The following is a 13,125-nucleotide window of genomic DNA, read 5'->3' on the forward strand; positions in this document are numbered from 1 at the left end:
GTACTCCCCAAGGTGGATGCTCCCCCGCCCGAGACGGCTAGAGCCCCGTCTTTCAGGGGGGCCTAGGCTGGTTCGGTGAGGCGTGCGGGGACGGGTGAGTGGCGAGGTTGGCGCGAGGCGACGGAGGAGGCCCTGTACGGGCCCTCCGGTTTCTATCGCGGGCCCGAGGGGCCGGCCGGCCACTTCCGTACGTCGGTGCACGCGTCCCCGCTGTTCGCCGCGGCCGTGGCCCGACTGCTGTGCCGGGTCGACGAGGCCCTCGGCCGCCCTGCCGAGCTCGCCTTCGTCGACATGGCGGCGGGCCGCGGTGAGCTGGTGACCGGTGTCCTCGCCGCGCTCCCCGCCGAAGTGGCCTCCCGCGCGCGCGGGTACGCCGTCGAACGCGCCGAGCGCCCCGCTGTTCTCGATCACCGGATCGAGTGGCTCGCCCAGCCCCCGAAGGGGATCACCGGGCTGCTGTTCGCCAACGAGTGGCTGGACAACGTGCCGGTGGACGTGGCGGAGGTGGACGCGACGGGCGTACCCCGGCTGGTTCTCGTACGGGACGACGACGGGGCCGAGCGCCTGGGTGAGCCCGTGGCCGGGGCGGAGGCGCAGTGGCTGCGGAGGTGGTGGCCACTGGCCCACGAGGGAGCCCGGGCCGAGATCGGGCTCCCCAGGGACACCGCCTGGGCCTGGGCCGTCGCCACCCTTGACCGCGGTCTCGCCGTCGCCGTCGACTACGCGCACGTCGCGGCCGCGCGCCCGCCCTTCGGAACGCTCACGGGCTTCCGGAACGGGCGCGACACCGTGCCGGTGCCGGACGGCTCCTGCGACATCACGGCGCATGTGGCGCTGGACGCGTGCGCGCTGCCCGGTGGGCGCGCCATGACCCAGCGGGCGGCCCTGCGCGCGCTCGGCGTGAGCGGCGCGCGGCCGGCGCTCACGCTCGCCACCACGGACCCCACCGCCTATGTACGCGCCCTGGCGGGCGCGGGGGAAGCCGCCGAACTCACCGCGACCGGCGGCCTGGGCGACTTCGGCTGGCTGCTCCAGCCGGTTGGAATTCCAAACTCAATGATCGACGGCCTACTTGTCGATGTCGCCGACCACGAAGAACAGTGACCCCAGGATCGCCACCATGTCCGCGACCAGCGTCCCGGGCAGCAGTTCCACCAGAGCCTGGATGTTGTTGAACGAGGCCGAGCGCAGCTTCAGCCGGTACGGGGTCTTCTCGCCCTTGCTGACCAGGTAGTAGCCGTTGATCCCCAGGGGGTTCTCGGTCCAGGTGTAGGTGTGTCCCTCGGGCGCCTTCAGGACCTTCGGGAGGCGCTGGTTGATCGGCCCGGGCGGAAGGTCCGCGAGCCGGTCGAGACAGGCGTCCGCGAGGTCGAGCGCGTTGTGCGTCTGCCCCAGGAGGCACTCGAAGCGGGCCAGGCAGTCGCCCTCCTGGCGAGTGACGACCTTCAGGGTGTCCTGGAGCTCCCCGTAGGCGAGGTACGGCTCGTCCCGGCGCAGGTCGAAGTCGACGCCCGAGGCGCGCGCGATGGGCCCGCTCACTCCGTAGGCGTGCACGGTCTCCGGCGCGAGGGTGCCCACGCCCCGCGTACGCCCCCGGAAGATCTCGTTGCCGAGCACCAGGTCGTCGTACACGCCCATCCGCGAGCGCAGAGCCGTGACGGCGCTGCGCGCGCGGGTGGTCCAGCCGGCCGGGAGGTCCTCCTTGAGACCGCCGACGCGGTTGAACATGTAGTGCATGCGCCCGCCGGAGATCTCCTCCATGACGTGCTGGAGTTCCTCACGCTCCGTGAAGGCGTAGAAGATCGGGGTGATCCCGCCCAGCTCCAGGGGGTACGAGCCCAGGAACATCAAGTGGTTCAGGACCCGGTTGAGCTCCGCGAGGAGGGTCCGCATCCACACCGCGCGCTCGGGGACCTCCATGCCGAGCATCCGCTCCACGGCAAGGACCACGCCCAGCTCGTTCGAGAAGGCGGAGAGCCAGTCGTGACGGTTGGCGAGCATGACGATCTGGCGGTAGTCGCGCGCCTCGAAGAGTTTCTCCGCGCCGCGGTGCATATAGCCGATCACCGGCTCCGCGTGCTGGATCCGCTCACCGTCCAGGACCAGCTTCAGCCGCAGCACCCCGTGCGTGGACGGGTGCTGGGGCCCGATGTTGAGCACCATGTCGGTGCTCTCCGCGGCGCCGCCGATACCGACCATGGTCTCCGTCGTAGGAGTCATGGGGACAGTCTGTCGTACGTACCCTTGCGGCATGGATACGGGGAGCGCGGAGACCGCGGGAAACACCGTGGGAAGCACGGCGGCCGAGCCGGTCTGGACCGGGCTGCCGCCGGGACTGCTGCGGATGCGCCGGCTGCTGCTGGTGGTGTGGCTGGGCCTGCTGACGATCGTCCTGGGGGTGCTGCTCGCGGTGTTCGCGGGCGCCGTCTGGGCGGCTTTCGCGCTGCTGCCCTTCGCCCTGCTGGTGTGGGGCTGGGGGATGCTGGGGCGCAACTGGCGCTCCTGGCGGTACGCCGAGCGCGCGGACGACCTGCTGATCAGCCGCGGTGTGCTGTTCCGCGAGGAGACCGTGGTGCCGTACGGGCGGATGCAGCTGGTCGAGGTGACCTCGGGGCCCGTGGAGCGGCACTTCGGGCTGGCGAGCGTGCAGCTGCACACGGCGGCCGCCGCGACGGACGCGTGCATCCCGGGCCTGGACCCGGCCGAGGCCGAGCGGCTGCGCGACCGGCTGACCGAGCTGGGCGAGGCCCGATCGGCGGGGCTGTGAACACGCCGGCGCCCGACGCCAAGGACGCGATACGGGAGCAGAAGCCGCTGGTGGAGCGGCGGCTGCACCCGGTGACACCGTTCCGGCGCGCCTGGGCGCCGGTCGCCGTGGTCGCCGGCTGGGCCGTGCACGACCCCAACCAGGCGCAGGAGCAGCTGACCAGGCTGACGACGACCGCGCTGCTCATCGGGCTCGCCGTCATCGTCCCGGCGGCCGCCCTCTACGGCTTTCTGAGCTGGTGGTTCACGCACTTCGCGGTGACCGAGACCGAACTGCGCATCCGTACCGGCCTGTTGTTCCGGCGCACCGCGCACATCCGGCTCGACCGGCTGCAGGCCGTCGACGTCACCCAGCCGCTACTGGCCCGCGTCGCGGGCGTCACCAAGCTCAAACTCGACGTCATAGGAACGGACAAGAAGGACGAACTCGCCTATCTCGGCGAGGACGAGGCCCGCGCTCTGCGCGCCGAACTCCTCGCCCGCGCCGCCGGTTTCGCCCCCGAGACGGCTCACGAGGTCGGCGAGGCGCCGGTACGGCAGCTGCTGCACGTGCCGGCGGGCTTCCTCGCCGTCTCCCTCGTCCTCACCGGCGCCACCTGGGGTTCCCTGGCCGCCGCGCTCGTCGTGCCCCCGTTCCTGTGGTTCGCCACCCACAGCGTGTGGACGGTCCTCGCCACCGGGGTGCCGCTGCTCGGCGCCGCGGGCGCGAGCAGCGTGGGGCGGTTCGTCGGCGAGTACGACTGGACGGTGGGCGAGTCGCCGGACGGGCTCCGCATCGACCACGGCCTCCTCGACCGTACGCACGAGACGGTGCCGCCCGGACGCGTGCAGACCGTACGGATCGTCGAACCGTTGCTGTGGCGGCGACGCGGCTGGGTACGGGTGGAACTCGATGTGGCGGGGTCCTCGAACTCCGTCCTCGTGCCCGTCGCTCCGCGCGAGGTCGCCGAGTCGGTGATCGCGAGAGTGCTGCCCGGGGTGACGGTGCCGTCCGCCCTGTCCCGGCCGCCGCGCCGGGCCTGGTGGTGCGTGCCGCTGTGGTGGCGGGGATACGGGCTCGCCGTCACCGACACCGTCTTCGCGGCGCGTCACGGACTGCTGCGCCGCCGTCTGTCGCTCGTGCCGCACGCGAAGGTGCAGAGCGTACGGCTGACGCAGGGGCCCTGGGAGCGCTTCAGGGGCGTCGCCGACGTCCATGTGGACACGGGGGCCAACCAGACGGTGACGGCGCGGCTGCGGGACGCCGCAGAGGCCGCGGAGCTTCTCCAGGCGCAGGCCGACCGGTCACGGACGGGGCGGCGCGAGGCACGGCCGGACCGCTGGATGGCGTGAGACGACGAGAGGGCAGTGGCCCGAGCCACTGCCCTCGTCCGCGTGAGCCACGTACACGCGCCTCAGGAAGCCGCGGTCCGCAGCTCCGTCAGGTCGATGTGCTCGGTCTCGTCGTGCGCGGTCAGGTCGATGACCTGGCCGACACCGCGGGACCCCTCGTCGACGGGCTTGAAACCGGACTCGGCCTCGGCCTTGTGCAGGGCGAGCGCCTCCTGTCCGACCACGTCCGCGAGGTCCTCGTTCTGCACGGCGTCCATGGCGACCGAGGACGCCCCCTTCTGCGTACCGAAGAAGTCGAACCCGCCCTCGACCGAGGGGCGCCGCACGGGCGCGGCCGGGGCGACGGCCACCGCGGTCGGCACGGTGAAGTGCCCGGAGGCACGGGCGGGCTTGGCAGGCTGCACGGGAGGGGCCGCCGGGGCGGCCGGCTCCGCCTCGACGGACACCGCGCGTGCGGCGGGGACGGGCAGCGTCGCCGTCTTGGCGTCGGTCAGGGAGCGGTTGCCTTTCGGAGGACCGTCCGTCGGGGGTTCCCCTTTGCCGGACTCTCCTTCGGCGGACTCCCCTTCGGCTTCGGCGGGCTCGCGCTCGTCGGAACCGGAGGCGGCGGCATCGGCGTCGGCCTCGGAATCCGGGGCGGGCGCGGTTTCGAGCTCGGCTTCGGAATCGGAATCGGCTTCGGTGTCGGCTTCGGCGCCGGGCTTGGCGTCGCCGTCCGGATCGGTGTCCGGGTCCGTGCCCGGTTCAGTGTCCACATCGGAGACGTCGGTCGCCGCGTCGCCCTGTGTGATCCGGCTCAGCGCGGCGTCGGCACGCAGGAAGAGCGACGACCCGGCCGGGGAGAAGACCTGGGGGGACGCGGGCGCGTCCGTCGGCTCCTCGTCGGCGTTCTCCGCGTCTACGGTGGCCACGTCTTCGTCAATGACACCGTCGCCGCTGTCCTCGCCCGTGCCTTCGCCCGCGCCCTCGTTCATGTCCTCGTCCGTGGCGACCACGCCCTCGGGAGCCTCCGGCTCCGCCGAGTCCACGGCGTCCACGGCGTCCACGGATTCCGCGGACTCCACGGTCTCCGTCCCGGCGGTCAGCGCGCGAGCGGGGGCCACCGTCTCTATCTCGAGCAGCCGGCGACCCTCCAGGGCGCTCGCCCGCTCGGTCTCCGCCGTGGCGTAGCGGCGAAGCAGTGCCGCGTGTTCGTTGCGCAGGCCCGCCAGCTCCGCCCTCTTCGCGCGCAGCTTGTGCTCGAGCTTGGTGCGCAGCTCGCGCGACTCGTCGAGGTCGGTCTCGAGCTCGGCGACGCGCTCCTCGTGACGCCACTCGTCACTCGCCCGCGCGCGCGTGAGGTCCGCGACACGCTTGCCCGCCGCCGTGTCCCAGCGGCGCATGACGATGCCGCCCACGACGGCGGTCACCGCGGCGGCCGCGGCCAGGGCGCGGAGCACCGTTGGTTCCGTGAACAGCCAGGGCCCCACGGCGCAGACGAGCGAGACGCCTGCGATCGCCGAAGGGGGCAGCAACCGGTGCAGAGGTGGGGAATGGCGGTGACGTCCACGTGGCATGGCCAGAAACTTACCGCGCGTAGGCGAATCTTGGAGCCCCGCCCGGTAAAAACACGGCTACCCCAGGGGCTTCACACCGCCTCAGCCGCCTATAGGGGCAACTCCTTGTCCCACAAGGGCTCCCGCTCGCCCCGCAAGGCGGCTACTTGTTGATCAATTCCCTTGAGTTCGCGTGATTCGAGAGATTCGAGGGACTCCATGAATTCCAGGAGGCTCGGCGCGGATCACAAGGGCGTCGCCACGTATTCGGGGACGACGGTCAGCGGTCGCTCAGCCGCCCGCTGAGCCACTGAAGCGTCGGCGGGATCTCCCGCCGCCACGTGTTGAAGTTGTGGCCGCCGCTGTCGAGGATGATCGACGCGATCCGGGTGCGTTGCTTGGACTGCACGAGGCTGATGAACTTGAGGGTCTCCTTGTAGTTGTGCTCACCCACCTTGCTGCTGGTGACCAGCAGCGATGTGTCGGGGGCGGGCTTGTGCTGCATGAACCAGCGCAGGTCCGCGCTGTTGCGCAGCTCCTTGTTCCCGTGGAAGAGGTCGCCCGTCGTGGGGTCGATCGGCGCCTTGTAGTACGGCGACAGTCCCGCGCCGGCGGCGTACGCCTCGGGGTGGTGAAGGGCCAGTTTCAGCGCGCAGTAGCCGCCCGTGGAGTCACCGACGATGCCCCAGCTTCCGGGCTTTTTGCCCACCCTGTAGTGAGCCGACACGGCATCGGGGAGGTCCTTGGCGAAGAACTTCTCGGTCTGCGGGCCGCCCGGGATGTCCACGCACTCCGTGTCCCGCGGCGGCGCGACCGTCGGCCTCATCATGACGAGGATCATCGGCTGCATCTCCCCGTTCTTGGACAACTCGTGGGCCGTCTGCGGATAGTGCAGACCCTTGATGAGCGCCGCGGCGGTGCCCGGGTAGCCGGTGAGGATCGTGACCGCCGGGAAAGTGCGCGTGCGGTAGCGCGACTGGAAGTACTCGGGGGGAAGGTAGACGAACGCGGGCGTGGCGATGTGCGTCGTACGGCCGACGATGTCGACCTTCTGGATCTGGCCGCCGATCTGCGGCCGGGTCCCGCCCGACACGCTCACCGGCTGGGTGCCGACCACTTGGAGAGGCCCGCCGCTGGAGCCGCCCCGGCCGCCGTGGTCGACGACCACGCCCTGGCCGTTCTCCTGACCGAAGAGGTCCGCCCAGCTCGCGTAGAACCCGAACGCCTGGTTGGCGAACAGGCCGATCGAAGCGAAGATCGCCACCTGGGTGACCAGAAGCAGCCCGATCCGCCCGCTGACGGCCCGCCAGTTCTGCCGCGCCAGCCGCGGCCACCACCACACCGTGCCGACGAACAGCAGTACGGCGAACAGAACCGCCAACACCAGCACCTTGTTGCTCGTGAGACCCATGAGCTGCCCTGCCTGCGCTTTCCGCCCCTGGCCGCCCTGCTGCTTCGCGAGGCCTTGCCCTGGACTTTCCTTGCCTTTTGAACCGGCTTTCCGCTGGGGAGTGAACCTGACCCCCCAAGACACCGTCCTAGAGGGCGCAATGTCGCCGGATGCCGGAATGGCGCCGGATTCAAGGTCTCTCGCAGAACTACGGGATGCGATGTCTGTCAGGATAGATGGGGAAATGTCGGGCGAGGTTCCAGACCGAACGGGCAGGACGCGACGCATACTCCGTGGTCCACGCCCGGATGCCGTTCCCGCCCTCGTCGCCAGGGCCTGCACCCTCGTAGGGGTCCTGGACATCGCCGCGGGGGTCTTCCCCCGTTTCCGGCGCAGTCGTATGCACGCCATCGCCGAGGTGCTGCCCGGCTCGTTCGGCCCCTTCGCCGCCGCGCTGTCGCTCAGTGCGGGCGTGCTCCTGCTCCTGCTCGCTCATGGGCTGCGGCGCCGCAAGCGCCGGGCGTGGCGGGCCGCCGTGGCCCTGCTGCCGGCGGGTGCCGTCGCCCAGTTCGCGTACCGCCATTCGATCATCGGCGTCGTCATCTCCCTCGCGCTGCTCGCACCACTGCTGCGCCACCGGAGCGAGTTCGCCGCCCTGCCCGATCCGCGCAGCCGCTGGCGCGCGCTCGCCAACTTCGTCCTCATGGGTGCCGGTTCCCTCGCCCTCGGACTGGTCATCGTCAGCGCCCACCAGAACCGGATGGTCGGCGACCCGAGCCTGGCCGACCGCATCACACACGTCCTGTACGGCCTGGTCGGCTTCGAAGGCCCCGTCGACTACGCCGGATCCACGTCCTGGACGGTCGCCTTCTCGCTCGGCGCGCTCGGCTGGCTGACCGCCGTCACCACGATCTATCTGGCCTTCCGGCCCGAACACCCCGCCGCCCGCCTCACGGAGGACGACGAGACCCGGCTGCGGGCCCTGCTGGACAAGCACGGCGGTCGTGACTCGCTCGGCCACTTCGCGCTCCGCCGCGACAAGGCCGTCGTCTTCTCCCCCAGCGGCAAGGCGGCCGTCACCTACCGCGTCGTCTCCGGCGTGATGCTCGCCAGCGGCGACCCCATCGGCGACGTCGAGGCCTGGCCCGGCGCCATCGAACGCTTCATGGACGAGGCCAAGGCCCACTCCTGGACCCCCGCCGTCATGGGCTGCTCGGAGACGGGCGGCGAGGTGTGGACCCGCGAGACCGGCCTCGACGCCCTCGAGCTGGGTGACGAGGCGGTGGTGGACGTCGCGGATTTCTCCCTGTCCGGACGCGCGATGCGCAACGTGCGTCAAATGGTGAAGCGCATCGAACGGGCTGGCTACGAGACCCGGGTGCGGCGCATCCGTGACCTCAGCGAGGGCGAGCTGGAGCGGATACGACGGGCGGCGGAGGCCTGGCGCGGCACGGACACCGAACGCGGCTTCTCCATGGCGCTCGGCCGCATCGGCGACCCGTCCGACGGCGACTGTCTGATCGCCACCGCCCACAAGGCGGACGACGCGCTCGGCCCGTACGGCGATCTGAAGGCCGTCCTGCACTTCGTCCCCTGGGGCACGGACGGTGTCTCCCTCGACCTCATGCGCCGCGACCGCTCGGCCGACCCCGGCATGAACGAGCTCCTCATCGTGGCGGCGCTCGAGGCGTCCCCGCGCCTGGACATCAAGCGGATCTCGCTCAACTTCGCGATGTTCCGCTCGGCGCTGGCGCGCGGCGAGAAGATCGGCGCGGGGCCGGTGCTGCGGGCCTGGCGTGGCCTGCTCGTCTTCCTCTCGCGCTGGTTCCAGATCGAGTCCCTGTACAAGTTCAACGCGAAGTTCCGCCCCCGCTGGGAGCCCCGCTTCGTCGTCTACCGCTCCTCCCGCGACCTCCCGCGCATCGGCATCGCCGCCATGCAGGCCGAGGGCTTCGTCAACCTGGCCCTCCCGAGCCTGCTGCGCCGCCGCACACCGGCTCCGCGCCCCTGCGCCCACGGCGTGGCGGAACGCGGGGTCAGGGCGGCGTAGTCCCCCTGAACAGGCCCGAGCGAGGGCCCCTACCCCAGCCCTGGGGACCCTCGCTCGGGCCGCGGCCCGCCGCGAAGCGGCCAAGAGACTCCCGCCGGAGCGAACCCGCAGACGATTCGGCCCCCCGCCGGAGGCCTAGGCTGGACGTATGAACTCCGAGCGCCGCCGCGGCCACGTCGCGGGACTGCCGACCTGGGACCGCTGCGCGGTCATGGGGGTCGTCAACGTGACCCCCGATTCCTTCTCCGACGGCGGCCGCTGGTTCGACACGACGGCCGCCGTCAAACACGGCCTCCACCTGGTCACCGAGGGCGCCGACCTGGTGGACGTCGGCGGCGAGTCCACCCGCCCCGGCGCGACCCGCGTCGACGAGGCGGAAGAGCTCAAGCGCGTCATCCCGGTCGTCCGCGGCCTCGCCTCCGAGGGCGTCACCGTCTCCGTCGACACCATGCGCGCATCCGTCGCCGAGCAGTCGCTCGCCGCGGGCGCCTCCCTCGTCAACGACGTGAGCGGCGGGCTCGCCGACCCCGCGATGATCCCCGCCGTCGCCGCGGCCGGCGCACCCTTCGTGGTCATGCACTGGCGCGGCTTCCTCGATGGCGGCAACGTGAGGGGGACGTACGCGGACGTCGTCTCCGAAGTCGTCGACGAGCTGCACGCACGTGTGGAGGCCGTTCTGGCGGGCGGCATCGCCCCCGACCGCGTCGTCGTCGACCCGGGCCTCGGCTTCTCCAAGGACTCCGAGCACGACCTGTCACTGCTCGCCCACCTCGACCGGCTGGGCGAACTCGGCCACCCCCTGCTCGTCGCCGCCTCCCGCAAGCGGTTCCTGGGCCGCGTACTGGCGGGCCCCGAGGGCGCCCCGCCGCCGGCCCGCGAGCGGGACGCCGCCACCGCCGCCGTCTCCGCGCTCGCCGCCCACCAGGGTGCCTGGGCGGTCCGGGTCCACGAGGTACGGGCCACCGCCGACGCCGTACGAGTCGCCCGGGCCGTAGAGGGAGCCCAGTGAGCGCACCCCGCACCGACATCGAGCAGGTCGAACGCGCCAACACCGCCTTCTACGAGGCACTCGAGCAGGGTGACTTCGAAGAGCTGTCGTCCCTGTGGCTGGCTCCCGTGGACACCGCCGACGACGACATCGAGGGCGACGGCGTGGTGATCTCCTGCGTCCACCCCGGCTGGCCGGTCCTCAACGGCCGCGGTGAGGTCCTGCGCTCGTACGCGCTGATCATGGCGAACACGGAGTACATCCAGTTCTTCCTCACGGACGTGCACGTCTCCGTCACGGGCGACACCGCGCTGGTGACCTGCACCGAGAACATCCTCAGCGGCGGCCCCGCCCCCGACGACAGCGACGAGCTCGGCCCGCTCGTCGGCCAGCTGGTCGTCGCCACGAACGTGTTCCGACGCACGGCCGACGGCTGGAAGCTCTGGTCGCACCACGCCTCACCCGTACTCGCCGAATCGGGCGAGGAGGAGGACGAGGACACCCCCGGCTGAGGACGGGAAACACCCCCGATGAGCCCCTGGACACCCCCGGTCGGGTGGGCAGGCGGTCCACCGGCACCAAGGAGTGGTTGGAATCACGAACCGCTGGGTAGGGGCGGCTACCAACCCGTGAGCCACCGTGTTCCCCAGGGGAAACGCCCGATGAAGCCTCGTGCCCATCATGTGGGCGCGTGTCCCCGTGGGCGAGCTCTGTCAGTGCCCGCAGGTAGATTCGTTTGAGGCCGGTGCGCCGACCGCACCCGGTGGACATCGGCCGCTACCGACGATTGCAGGAGTGATTCGCGTGGATCGTGTCGCGCTGCGCGGCCTCAAGGCCCGCGGGCACCACGGTGTCTTCCAGAAGGAACGCGAGGAAGGCCAGACCTTCATCGTGGACCTGACACTGGGCCTGGACACCCGGCCGGCCGCGGCCGAGGACGACCTGTCGAAGACCGTGCACTACGGCATCGTGGCGGAGGAGGTCGTGGCCGTCGTCGAGGGCGAGCCCGTCAACCTCATCGAGACCCTCGCCGAGCGCATCGCCCAGACCTGCCTGAAGCACGACGGGGTCCAGAAGGTCGAGGTCTGCGTGCACAAACCGGACGCGCCGATCACGGTGCCCTTCGACGACGTGACCGTCATGATCACCCGGAGCCGAGTATGACCGCCTACTTCACCGAGGGTCAGAGCGACCCGACCGTACAGCCGGTGCCCGCCTCCGTGGTGGAGCGGGTGGACGCCGCCGACACGACCCTGCAGAACCCGAAACGGGCGGTGCTCTCCCTCGGCTCGAACCTGGGCAACCGCCTGGAGACCCTCCAGGGCGCCATCGACGCCCTGGAGGACACCCCTGGCGTGCGCGTCAAGGCGGTCTCCCCCGTCTATGAGACCGAGCCCTGGGGCGTCGAACCGGGCAGCCAGCCGACGTATTTCAACGCGATCGTGGTCCTCAAGACCACCCTCCCGCCGTCCTCGCTCCTGGAGCGGGCACACGCGATCGAGGAGGCCTTCCACCGCGTACGGGACGAGCGCTGGGGCCCGCGCACGATCGACGTGGACATCGTGGCGTACGCCGATGTCGTCTCCGGCGACCCGGTCCTGACCCTCCCTCACCCGCGCGCCCACGAACGGGCCTTCGTGCTGGCTCCCTGGCACGACGTGGAGCCCGAGGCCCAGCTGCCCGGCCGCGGCCCCGTGGACCACCTGCTCACCGCCGTCACCCGGGAAGGTGTCCTGCCCCGGCCCGACCTGGAACTCCGGCTGCCCGAGTAGTCGTTAAGGTCAGGACGACCAAGACGGCTTACAAGAGGGGCAAAGGGACAACAACGTGAAACAGCTGCGCATCAGGACGCTGGCAGCCGTGTTCGTGGTGGCCGGTGTGCTGTCCTGGGCGGGCGCGCGCCTGTGGAGCGCGGTGGGGACCCTCCCGCGGGTCCCGCTGGCCGCCCCCATCGTCCTGGCCCTGATCGCCGTCGTCCTGCTGTCCACGGCGCTCTCGCTGCGCGCCCGCCTCAAGGCCCAGCGTGAACGCCGCCCCGGCGCCAAGGGCGTCGACCCCCTGATGGCGGCCCGCGCGGTCGTCTTCGGCCAGGCGAGCGCCCTGGTCGCCGCCCTGGTGTCGGGCATGTACGGCGGTACGGGCGCGTTCCTGCTCGAGTCCCTGGACATCCCCGCCCGTCGCGACCAGGCCATCTACGCCGGTTTCTCGGTCCTCGCCGGCATCGCCGTGATAGCGGCCGCCTTCTTCCTGGAGCGCGTCTGCAAGCTCCCGGAGGACGACGACAACGAACACGGCGGCGCGGCCCCCGTCGCCTGACGGACGGGGCGCGCAGCGGGGCGTCCGGGCCGGGGCGCTAACGCGCCATGATCAGGCTCATCGCCTCGTTGCGGGTGGCGGGATCGCGCAGCTGGCCGCGCACGGCCGAGGTGATGGTCTTCGCGCCGGGCTTGCGCACCCCGCGCATCGACATGCACATGTGCTCGCACTCCACGACGACGATCACCCCGCGCGGCTCCAGGATCTCCATCAGGGAGTCGGCGATCTGCGTGGTGAGACGTTCCTGCACCTGTGGCCGCCGGGCGTAGACGTCCACGAGCCGGGCCAGCTTCGACAGGCCCGTGATCTTGCCGTCCGTGGACGGGATGTAGCCGACATGGGCCACGCCGACGAACGGCACCAGGTGGTGCTCACAGCTGCTGAGGACCTCGATGTCCTTCACGAGCACCATCTCGTCGTGTCCGAGGTCGAAGGTGGTCGTCAGCACGTCCTCGGGCTTCTGCCACAGCCCCGCGAATATCTCCCTGTACGCCCTGGCGACCCGCCCGGGCGTCTCGCGCAGTCCCTCGCGGTCCGGATCCTCGCCGACCGCGATGAGAAGCTCTCGTACGGCGTTCTCCGCGCGCTTCTCGTCGAACTCGCCGATCACACCTTCGCCGTCCAGCGTCACGGGGTCGGTCATGTGGTCCTCGTTCCTGTGGATCTTGTGCGTGCTGGTCGACGCGTCCAAAACACGCGGTCGTGCAAAAATGCCGCGCCCCCCAGGCTAAAACACCTGGGGGGCGCG

The 13,125-nt window shown here is 71.2% G+C and carries 13 protein-coding genes; 9 read left to right on the forward strand and 4 right to left on the reverse strand.

Going from position 1 to position 13,125, the window contains the following annotated elements; all coding sequences use genetic code 11:
* Positions 1 to 75 precede the first annotated feature (75 nt).
* Positions 76 to 1,104 carry an SAM-dependent methyltransferase gene (locus tag ACZ69M_RS13195; protein WP_470049436.1) on the forward strand — a complete coding sequence of 343 codons (1,029 nt, stop codon included), beginning with the start codon at positions 76 to 78 and terminating at the stop codon, positions 1,102 to 1,104.
* Here the strand turns inward: ACZ69M_RS13195 and ACZ69M_RS13200 are convergent.
* Positions 1,069 to 2,220 (reverse strand): NADH-quinone oxidoreductase subunit D, encoded by a 1,152-nt coding sequence (locus ACZ69M_RS13200; RefSeq protein WP_470049438.1) that lies wholly within the window; start codon positions 2,218 to 2,220, stop codon positions 1,069 to 1,071. The two genes, ACZ69M_RS13195 and ACZ69M_RS13200, sit on opposite strands and share 36 nt — an antisense overlap.
* A 31-nt stretch (positions 2,221 to 2,251) precedes the next feature.
* On the opposite strand from ACZ69M_RS13200, the gene ACZ69M_RS13205 reads away from it, so the two are divergent.
* Together ACZ69M_RS13205 and ACZ69M_RS13210 are read left to right on the forward strand one after the other, a co-directional pair.
* Positions 2,252 to 2,767 (forward strand): PH domain-containing protein, encoded by a 516-nt coding sequence (locus ACZ69M_RS13205; protein WP_099921336.1) that lies wholly within the window; start codon positions 2,252 to 2,254, stop codon positions 2,765 to 2,767.
* Positions 2,764 to 4,098, forward strand: coding sequence for a PH domain-containing protein (locus ACZ69M_RS13210; protein WP_470049441.1), 1,335 nt, complete (start codon positions 2,764 to 2,766; stop codon positions 4,096 to 4,098). The genes ACZ69M_RS13205 and ACZ69M_RS13210 overlap by 4 nt, the downstream gene beginning before the upstream one ends.
* Positions 4,099 to 4,160: 62 nt before the next feature.
* On the opposite strand, the gene ACZ69M_RS13215 is transcribed toward ACZ69M_RS13210, so the two are convergent.
* Positions 4,161 to 5,654, reverse strand: coding sequence for a hypothetical protein (locus tag ACZ69M_RS13215; protein WP_470049443.1), 1,494 nt, complete (start codon positions 5,652 to 5,654; stop codon positions 4,161 to 4,163).
* Between the two features lie 259 nt (positions 5,655 to 5,913).
* Positions 5,914 to 7,044, reverse strand: coding sequence for an alpha/beta hydrolase (locus tag ACZ69M_RS13220; protein ID WP_470049445.1), 1,131 nt, complete (start codon positions 7,042 to 7,044; stop codon positions 5,914 to 5,916).
* Positions 7,045 to 7,267: 223 nt separating this feature from the next.
* On the opposite strand from ACZ69M_RS13220, the gene ACZ69M_RS13225 reads away from it, so the two are divergent.
* From ACZ69M_RS13225 to ACZ69M_RS13250, 6 genes are all read left to right on the forward strand, one after another.
* On the forward strand, positions 7,268 to 9,073 hold the full coding sequence (locus tag ACZ69M_RS13225) for a phosphatidylglycerol lysyltransferase domain-containing protein (protein WP_470049447.1): 1,806 nt from the start codon (positions 7,268 to 7,270) through the stop codon (positions 9,071 to 9,073).
* Positions 9,074 to 9,221: 148 nt separating this feature from the next.
* Positions 9,222 to 10,082 (forward strand): dihydropteroate synthase, encoded by an 861-nt coding sequence (folP, locus tag ACZ69M_RS13230; RefSeq protein ID WP_470049449.1) that lies wholly within the window; start codon positions 9,222 to 9,224, stop codon positions 10,080 to 10,082.
* Entirely contained in the window at positions 10,079 to 10,573 is a 495-nt protein-coding gene (locus tag ACZ69M_RS13235; protein ID WP_470049451.1) for a nuclear transport factor 2 family protein, read from the forward strand. The genes folP and ACZ69M_RS13235 overlap by 4 nt, the downstream gene beginning before the upstream one ends.
* Positions 10,574 to 10,865: 292 nt before the next feature.
* Entirely contained in the window at positions 10,866 to 11,225 is a 360-nt protein-coding gene (folB, locus tag ACZ69M_RS13240) for a dihydroneopterin aldolase (protein WP_470049453.1), read from the forward strand.
* Positions 11,222 to 11,833, forward strand: a complete 612-nt coding sequence (gene folK / locus ACZ69M_RS13245) for a 2-amino-4-hydroxy-6-hydroxymethyldihydropteridine diphosphokinase (RefSeq protein WP_470049455.1) — start codon at positions 11,222 to 11,224, stop codon at positions 11,831 to 11,833. The genes folB and folK overlap by 4 nt, the downstream gene beginning before the upstream one ends.
* A 55-nt stretch (positions 11,834 to 11,888) precedes the next feature.
* Complete coding sequence (locus tag ACZ69M_RS13250; protein WP_101399891.1) at positions 11,889 to 12,377, forward strand: DUF3180 domain-containing protein; 489 nt, start codon at positions 11,889 to 11,891, stop codon at positions 12,375 to 12,377.
* A 37-nt stretch (positions 12,378 to 12,414) separates the two neighbouring features.
* On the opposite strand, the gene folE is transcribed toward ACZ69M_RS13250, so the two are convergent.
* The gene (gene folE / locus ACZ69M_RS13255) at positions 12,415 to 13,020 is read right to left on the reverse strand and encodes a GTP cyclohydrolase I FolE (protein WP_054237481.1); all 606 of its coding nucleotides are present in this window, start codon (positions 13,018 to 13,020) and stop codon (positions 12,415 to 12,417) included.
* Between the last annotated feature and the right edge of the window lie 105 nt (positions 13,021 to 13,125).

This window comes from Streptomyces sp. NPDC107454 (assembly GCF_055582885.1).

Excerpts from the sequence above, each read along its gene's own strand:
- ACZ69M_RS13200 (WP_470049438.1), bottom strand. The coding sequence starts at position 2,220 with ATGACTCCTACGACGGAGACCATGGTCGGTATCGGCGGCGCCGCGGAG.
- ACZ69M_RS13205 (WP_099921336.1), top strand. The coding sequence starts at position 2,252 with ATGGATACGGGGAGCGCGGAGACCGCGGGAAACACCGTGGGAAGCACG.
- ACZ69M_RS13215 (WP_470049443.1), bottom strand. The coding sequence starts at position 5,654 with ATGCCACGTGGACGTCACCGCCATTCCCCACCTCTGCACCGGTTGCTG.
- ACZ69M_RS13220 (WP_470049445.1), bottom strand. The coding sequence starts at position 7,044 with ATGGGTCTCACGAGCAACAAGGTGCTGGTGTTGGCGGTTCTGTTCGCC.
- ACZ69M_RS13225 (WP_470049447.1), top strand. The coding sequence starts at position 7,268 with ATGTCGGGCGAGGTTCCAGACCGAACGGGCAGGACGCGACGCATACTC.
- folP (WP_470049449.1), top strand. The coding sequence starts at position 9,222 with ATGAACTCCGAGCGCCGCCGCGGCCACGTCGCGGGACTGCCGACCTGG.
- folK (WP_470049455.1), top strand. The coding sequence starts at position 11,222 with ATGACCGCCTACTTCACCGAGGGTCAGAGCGACCCGACCGTACAGCCG.
- folE (WP_054237481.1), bottom strand. The coding sequence starts at position 13,020 with ATGACCGACCCCGTGACGCTGGACGGCGAAGGTGTGATCGGCGAGTTC.